We start from the raw sequence: 7535 nt of genomic DNA on the forward strand, positions 1-7535 counted from the left end.
GGCATGACCGCTTGACAGCCACACGCATCGGCCCCTCGGAACCTCCCCAGACATATATCGCCGTCACCCTCTCCTTGAGTTCAGCGAGCGCTACGCAGACCTGGTGTCGGACAGCACGACCGACGACAGCGCGAGAGGTTCCCCGACGCGAGGGCCGCCCGATACCGATCGCGCACGGCGAACGGCTTGTTCCGCAACAGGGCGACCACCGCGTTGGTGCCCAGAAGACAGGTCACTCGAAGATGTCCTCGCCGACGGGCGCCGCCGGCTGGTTCCTACCGTCCTCAAACAGTGGCACGCCGGCAAACCGGTCCAGCTCGGCGAACCACGCATCGACATCCGACGCGATCGGCTCCAGTAGCACGCCGCCTCCCACGTGTCGGACACGCACCCGGTCACCGGGCAGCCGAAATTCTTTCGGCAGCCGCACAGCCTGGCTCCTGCCATGCGTGAACAGCCTCGCGATCGCAGTCCCCGACACGGCACCCTCCCCGGATTCCTGGTAGCTACCAAGAGTAGACATCATCGGCGCTCGACGGCTCCGCACGGACAAGCTTGACCACCGCGGCGGAATCGAAATAGATCACCAGCGTTCGTGCTCGCGTGCCGCGGCCAGCTCCTGCGCGGTGTCAAGAGACGGATCACCCAACACGGGCGGCATCGGCAGCGGTTCGTCCGGCCCGATGGTGGGCGCGGTTGCCCGGCCCTGTGCAACGAGGCGTTCCAGCGCGGACAGCCGCTGGCTGGCCGCGTGGTCTGGATGAGCCGGGCGGGGGCCGGTCACGGGGCCGGTCACGGGCCGCGGAGAAGGGATTCGAGCTCGGTTTCGGACAGCAGCGGCGGGCGGGCCACCTCACCTGAGCGGACGTACAGGAACGCCGCGTCCACCGCGTCCGGGCGCACCCCCCGCAACCGTGCCCAGGCCAGCCGGTACACCGCCAGCTGCACCGCGTCCGCGTGCTGCCGGCCCGTCTTCCAGTCCACTACCTCCCAACGGCCGCCCCCGAGGTCGTACACCGCGTCGATGCGGCCCCGGACCGCCCGGCCCGCGATCAGCAGCTCGAACGGCGTCTCCACCGCGAACGGGCGCCGCCGGCCATACGGGCTGGCCAGAAACGCCGCCCGCCACGCCATGATGTCGCCGTCCGCCGGCATCTCATCGGGTACCTCGTCCATTGCCTCGTCCGCGGCCCCCGGCAGATCCTCGGGATCAAGTAGCGGGACCTGCCCGAAGACGTCCTCCACCCAGGCGTGGAACGCCGTGCCCCGACGTGCCAGCGGTGCCGGGCGCCGCGGCATCGGGCGGGCGAGGTCGCGGGCCAGCCCCGCCGGATCAGACCGCAGCCGCACCACCTGGGAGGCGGTGAGCGCGTGCGGCAGCTCCACCGTGCGGGACGGCCGCCGAGCGCGGCGAGCCTCTTCCAACAGCAGCTCGACATCGCGGTCGAGTTCGGCCAGTGCCTGCCGTTCCGCCGGAGCCATCGCGGTAAGATCGTCCGCGGGCAACGGCCGCCCCGCGGCCAGGGCGGTCAGATGCGTGGTGACCCGCTCGGCGACGGCACGGCGGCGGGCAGCGGACGCGGGCTCGTACGGTAGCGGCCAGTCCAGCTCTTCCATACCGGTGAGCTGCGGGTTGGTCTCATCCTCGGATGGTCTCGGCGCCCACGCCGCGACTGTGCCGTGACCGGCGCGCACATGATCGTACAGTTCGCCGAGGAAGACCGACGGCCCACGCAGCCGACGTTGCGACGGCCCCCACCAGTGCCCGCTGCCGAACAACACCGACTTGGCCCGAGTGAACGCGACATAGCCGAGGCGGCGTTCCTCCCGTTCCAGGTAGCCGTCACAGTCGGCGGCGAACTCGGCGAGGTCGGATTTTCCGTGGCCACGCAGCACAGGCAGCTCGTCGGCGTCCCCGCGCAACGGCGTGGGCAGCACCGACGGAGATGTGGTCCACTTCGACCGGACGGTAGTGATCGGAAAAACCGTGTGGCTGAGATTCGGCACGGCCACGACCTCCCACTCCAGCCCCTTGGACTTGTGGATGGTCATCAGCTGGACCGCATCCGCGCCGGAGGGGCTGGTCGCGTCCAGACCGCGCTCGTGTTCCCGCGCGGCTTGCAGGAACGCCAGAAACGCGCGGACCGAACCGTCGTTGTCCAGGCCGGTGAAGCCGGCCGCGACGTCGACGAACGCGGCGAGGTTGTCACGGCGGCGGGCTGTGACCGCCTCGCTGCTCGCCGCCAGTTCCACATCCAAGCCGGTGACCTCGATGATCCGGTGGATGACGTCCAGCAACGGCTCGTCGATATGAACGCGCAGGTGACGCAGGTCCGCGCCGAGCATCCGCAGCCGGGCCCGGCCCTGAGCCGACACCTGCGGACCCGGGTCGTCCAGTACGTCGGCGAGCGCGACCACATCGCAGGGGTCGATCCCGAGAACCGCCTCGTCAAGCGCATCCGGCCCCTGTCCGCCCATCGGCCGCTCGGATCCCGGCTGGTCGGATCCCGGCTGCTCGAGGAGGGCGGGGCGCCCCGCCCCGGCGCCGGCGGCCTCGCGCGCCGCACGCCCGAGCGCGGCGAGATCACGACGGCCCAGGCGGACCCGCAGGCCGGTGAGCAGCCGGGTCAGGGCCGCGTTGGCCGTCGGGTCGTCCAGTACCTCCAGCGTCGCGATGACATCGGCGACCTCCGGCAGGCTCAGCAGACCGCCAAGGCCCACGACCTCCACGGGCAGCTCCCACGCAAGCAGCGCCGCATACAGCGCGGGGACGTCACGGCGCGCCCGCACGAGTACCGCGCACTCCCCGGGCCTGGCCCGCCCGGTGGTGACGACCTCCCGAAGCGTCGCCGCGACCCAGCGAACCTCCTGCGACCAGGTTGGATGCAGTGCCACCACCGTTTCACCGTGATCGGCGACATCGTCCCGCGGGCGCAGCCGCGCGACGCGGTGGCGGGCCCGCAGACCAGCCGCCACCGCGTTGGCCAGGCTCAGCAGCCGCCCGCCGCTGCGCTGGTTGACCGACAGCTCGTACACCCGCGCCGGCCCGCCGTCACGACGCGGGAAATGCGCCGGAAAGCCGTCGAGGTTCGCGACGGACGCGCCACGCCAGCCGTAGATCGCCTGACACGGGTCACCGACGGCGGTCACCGGATGACCACCGCCGAACAGGCCGGCGAGCATCCGCCGCTGCGCCACGGACGTATCCTGGTACTCGTCCAGCAGCACGACCCCGGCCCGGGAGCGCTCCAGCGCACCGACCTCCGGCACTGTGTCGGCCAGCCGGACCGCGTGGCGGACCAGGTCACCGAAGTCGATGGCGTCACGCTCGCGTTTGGCCGCGCGGAACTCCGCGACCATCGCGCTGAGCTCCTGACGGGACCGGGCGATCAGGGCCATCCGGTCGAGTGCGTCGACATGGCCCTTGGTGCGCGGCCGTTCCCGTTCGGCGGCGAGCACCGTCTCGATCTCGGCCAGCCAGTCACGGTCGAAACCGACCAGTTCCCCCGGTTCGACAAGGTGCTCGCCGCATTCCGCGTCAAGTGCGATGAGGTCGCCCACGAGCATCGACAGCGGTCTGCTCAGCGCCGTGACCGGTCCGCGGTGGCGACGCAGTACCCGCCCGGCGAGCTGGTAGCGGGTGGCATCGGCAAGCAGCGTGAAACCGGGCTCCAGGCCGAGCCGCAGCGCGTGGTCTGTGACCAGCCGCTTCGCGAACGCATGGTAGGTGGACACGACCGGTTCGCCCGCGCCGGCCTCACCCTCGGCACCCGTGACACCCGATTTTTCCAGGCCACGGCGGATCCGGTCCGTGAGCTCACCCGCGGCCTTGGTCGTGAAGGTGAGCCCGAGCACACCGTCGGGCGTCACCTGGCCGGTCGCGACCAGCCACACGACCCGGGCAGCCATCACCGAGGTCTTGCCCGAGCCAGCGCCGGCAACGATCACCCCGGGCTCCAACGGAGCGGTCGCCGCGGCGATCTGCTCGTCGGTGAACGGCACGCCGAGTAGATCACGGAGGTCTGTCGGTGCCGGCGCCGGCGCCGGCCCTGCCGGCCTGGCCGCGGCGGCGGCCACGGTCATGTGATCACCTGCTGTCCCTCGTCCTGGGCCGGGCAGCAACGCCGGAACGCGCATGTCGGGCAGGCTGTGCCGGGACGCGGTGGGAAACGCTCCGCGTCGATGTGCTCGACAGCCTCTGACAGCAGCTCCTCCACCCAGGTGGGACCGTCGACCGGCAGCGCATCCTGGCGTTGGACCTTCGGCGCCCGAGCCGGCGGATGCCCGGCGGCCTCCCCGGCCGGGCCTGCTGGCGCCGGGGGCTGCGCGGGCGCCGAGGGCGCGTCAAGGCGCAGGTGCACCAGTTCGGCTCCGCCGGGCTCGGCTCGGGCCCCATCGGCTGTCGACGCCACCGCCCCATCACGCACAGCAACCTGATAGATGCCGAGCTGCGGATGACGCGCCACGTCCGAACTGGACGGAGCCGTCCGGCCCGTCTTGAAGTCGACGACATGTACCCGGCCGTCGTCGTCGAGCTCGATACGGTCGATGAAGCCACGTAGCTTCACCGTTCGGCCGCCCACGACGATGTCGCAGCTGAACGGGACCTCGCTCGCCACCAACCGCCGGTTGCGGGTGGCCGTGTGCCACCTCAGGAACCGGGCCAGCGCCTGGCGTGCCGCCGCGCGCTGCTGCTCGGAGCGCCACGGCGCCTCGTAGGCGAGATGCCGCCACACCCGGTCCAGGCGGGCGTCGAGCGCGTCGAGATCGGGAGCGGTCCGCCCGGTCGCGACCTCGTCCGCGAGCGCATGCACAACCTTGCCGAAGCCCATGTCGGAGTTGCTCGCGGCCTGCGCATGTGCCTCGTGCTCAAGGAACCAGCGCATCGGGCAGGTCGACAAACCGGACAGCGACGACCCCGACAACCGGATGGGGGCGCCCACCGCGACCACTGGTACCTCACCAGCGGTCACCTCGGCCAGCCCCCACCAGCGGCCCGGACGGGCGGACGCCACGAGCGGGCGGCCCGCGTCATCAACCGCGGACGCGAGCCGCGCGAGCCGGGCCGCGGCGGCCTCCCGCAGCGCCGGTGTGGAAGCCGGGTCGACGGCGGCCCGGCGCAGCGCCGCAACCGCCGACGACAGTGTCAGGGGACGGGCCAGCCGGGACCGCTGCGTGGTCACCGACACTCCGAGCGGCGCCGCGTCGCACAGTTCGCGGAAGAACCGGCTCGGGCTCACACCTTGATCATCAGCGGCGTCGACAGCTGTGACGACGAGCCGGCGCCGTGCCCGGGTCAGCGCGACATAGAACAGCCGGCGTTCGTCCGCGAGAAGTTCGGCGCGGGTCGCGGGCTCCCGCATCCCGCCGAGCTCGGGACGGTCCAGCCGTTCGGACTCCAGCAGCGAGTGGCGGGTCCGCAGGTCCGGCCACTGCCCGTCCTGGACACCGCAGACGACCACGACGTCCCATTCCAGGCCCTTGCCGCGATGGGCGGTCAGCAACCGGACGACCCCCCCGCGCGCCGGACGTTCGGCAAGGGTGTCGCCGGTGACCTGCTGCTGTTCCAGCTCGTCCAGGAGCGGGCCGATGCCGGTACCGGGACCGCGCCGCGCGCTGGACCGGCCGATGGTCGCGAACAGCGCGACCACGGCATCCAGATCACGGTCTGCCGCCCGCCCGGCCGCCCCTCCCGCGGCGGACGCCCGTTCCAACCGGGCGGGCCAGCTGGTGCCCGACCACAGCAGCCACGCGACGTCCTCGGGCGCGCCACCGCGCTTGAGCAGCGCGCGAGCGGATCGCAGCAGCTCACCAAGGCGACGAGCCGGACCCGCGACGTGGTCGGGGACCATCGGCAGGGCGCGGCCGGGGTCGGCGACCGCCAGCCGGATCAGTTCCGCCGACGGCGACGGCACGGCTGGGGCGGTCGCACCCGGGACGCTCGCGGCGCGGTCGATCGCGCGCAACGCCCGGCCCAGCGCCCGCAGCGTGGTCGGGTCGGCACCGCCCAACGGGCCTGTCAACAAGATCCGTACCGTCTCGGCGGTCAGCTCGCGGTCGGGGTTGTCGACGCAGCGCAGCGCCAACAGCAGCGGCGCGACCGCACCGTCACGGGCAAGCGGCAGCTCGTCGCCACCCACCTCGACCGGCACGCCCGCCGCGGTGAGCATCCGCCGCAGCGGCGGAACGGACCGGGCCGCGCTTCGCACCAGTACCGCCATGCGGTCCCACGGTGTGCCGTTCTCCAGATGCTCCCGGCGCAGCAGGTCAGCAACGCCTTCGGCCTGGGCGCCCTCGGAGGTGTACAGCCGGGCCTCGACGCGTTCTGTGCCGGGCTTGTCGGGGCCGCCCGCCGCGATCAGATCCCGATGCGCGCGCAGATGTTCGGCGGGCAGGCCTGTCGCGGGGATGCGGTCCGCCACCCGCCGGCTGACGGCGAGCGCCACCGGCCCCAGCCGGCGGCAGCGCCGCAACGCCACCACTTCGGCGGGACGCCCGTCGGCATGGGGGAACCGGGTCGGGAACTCCAGCAGCCCACGCACCTCTGCCCCGCGGAAACCGTAGATCGACTGGTCCGGGTCGCCAACGGCGACGAGGTCCGCGCCGCCACCGGCGACGGCCCGCAGCAGCCGCTCCTGTGCGGGGTCGGTGTCCTGGTACTCGTCGACGAAGACAGCGCGGTAACGACGACGCAGGCCAACGCCGACATCGTCGTCTTCGGCGACGGCTGCCGCCTGTTGCACCAGTTCGGAGTAATCAATCATTCCTTCAAGATCAAGAGCGTCAAGATAGTCAGCGTAGAAGGTCGCCATCGCGGCCCAGTCGTCCCGGCCGGTCCGCCGCGCGAGCGCCGCGAGCGCATCCGGGCTCAGCCCCGTCTCCCTGGCCCGGGCAAGCATGGCCCGCACCTCCTCGGCGAAGCCCCGGGACGTGAGGCAACCCGCGAGCGCGGCCGGCCATCGCGGCCGGCCCACCTCCACCGTCCCGGCAAGGAGATCGCGGAGCTTCGTGTCCTGCTCGGGGCCGGACAGCAACCTCGGTGGGGCGCCGCCAAGGCCCGCCGGCCGGCCCAGCCGCAGGACGGCGTAGCACCAGGCGTGGAAGGTCCAGGCCAGTGGGGCGCCGACAGCGGCGCGCAGCCGCCGGGTGATGCGTTCGCGCAGCTCCTGCGCGGCCCGCCGGCTGAAGGTCAGTACCAGGATGCGCTGCGGGTCAAGGCCGTCCTCCACCCGCCGGACCACCGCCTCGACGATCGTGGTCGTCTTGCCCGTGCCCGGCCCGGCCAGGACGAGCAGCGGACCACCGGTGTGGGCGACGACGCGGGCCTGATCGGTGTCGAGGACCGGCGGGCGCGACGGCGGCGGCGGGGTCCGCACGAGCCGGTAGACCGGCGGGCCCGCCATGGCCGGGACCGCATGCGTCTGCTGCCGGGGAACCCCGGCGGCGTCCGGTTGGGCTGTCACGCGCACAGCACACCACGCGCCACCGACAGAACCGGACGATTCCCGCCGGGGCGCCGGGGCCGGGCGCTGTTA

Annotated in this window: 4 protein-coding genes; all 4 read right to left on the reverse strand. The window is 72.5% G+C overall.

The genetic code is table 11. The features are described from left to right. Positions 1 to 232: 232 nt before the first annotated feature. The gene (locus MJ785_RS18160; RefSeq protein WP_239381936.1) at positions 233 to 481 is read right to left on the reverse strand and encodes an antitoxin; all 249 of its coding nucleotides are present in this window, start codon (positions 479 to 481) and stop codon (positions 233 to 235) included. 102 nt (positions 482 to 583) lie between these two features. Further along, a complete protein-coding gene (locus MJ785_RS18165; protein WP_239309573.1) occupies positions 584 to 784 on the reverse strand; it encodes a hypothetical protein in 201 nt (66 codons plus the stop codon). Between the two features lie 8 nt (positions 785 to 792). After that, positions 793 to 4083 carry an ATP-dependent DNA helicase gene (locus MJ785_RS18170; RefSeq protein WP_239381938.1) on the reverse strand — a complete coding sequence of 1097 codons (3291 nt, stop codon included), beginning with the start codon at positions 4081 to 4083 and terminating at the stop codon, positions 793 to 795. Then, positions 4080 to 7403, reverse strand: coding sequence for an ATP-dependent DNA helicase (locus tag MJ785_RS18175; protein ID WP_239377532.1), 3324 nt, complete (start codon positions 7401 to 7403; stop codon positions 4080 to 4082). Before MJ785_RS18175 ends, MJ785_RS18170 begins: the two co-directional genes overlap by 4 nt. Positions 7404 to 7535 lie beyond the last annotated feature (132 nt).

It is taken from the genome of Protofrankia sp. CiT1 (genome assembly GCF_917627335.1).
Taxonomy (GTDB): Bacteria; Actinomycetota; Actinomycetes; order Frankiales; family Frankiaceae; genus Protofrankia.

What these genes read in the sequence shown, in the direction of transcription:
- MJ785_RS18170 (WP_239381938.1), bottom strand. Translation starts at nt 4,083, where the DNA reads ATGACCGTGGCCGCCGCCGCGGCCAGGCCGGCAGGGCCGGCGCCGGCG.
- MJ785_RS18175 (WP_239377532.1), bottom strand. Translation starts at nt 7,403, where the DNA reads ATGGCGGGCCCGCCGGTCTACCGGCTCGTGCGGACCCCGCCGCCGCCG.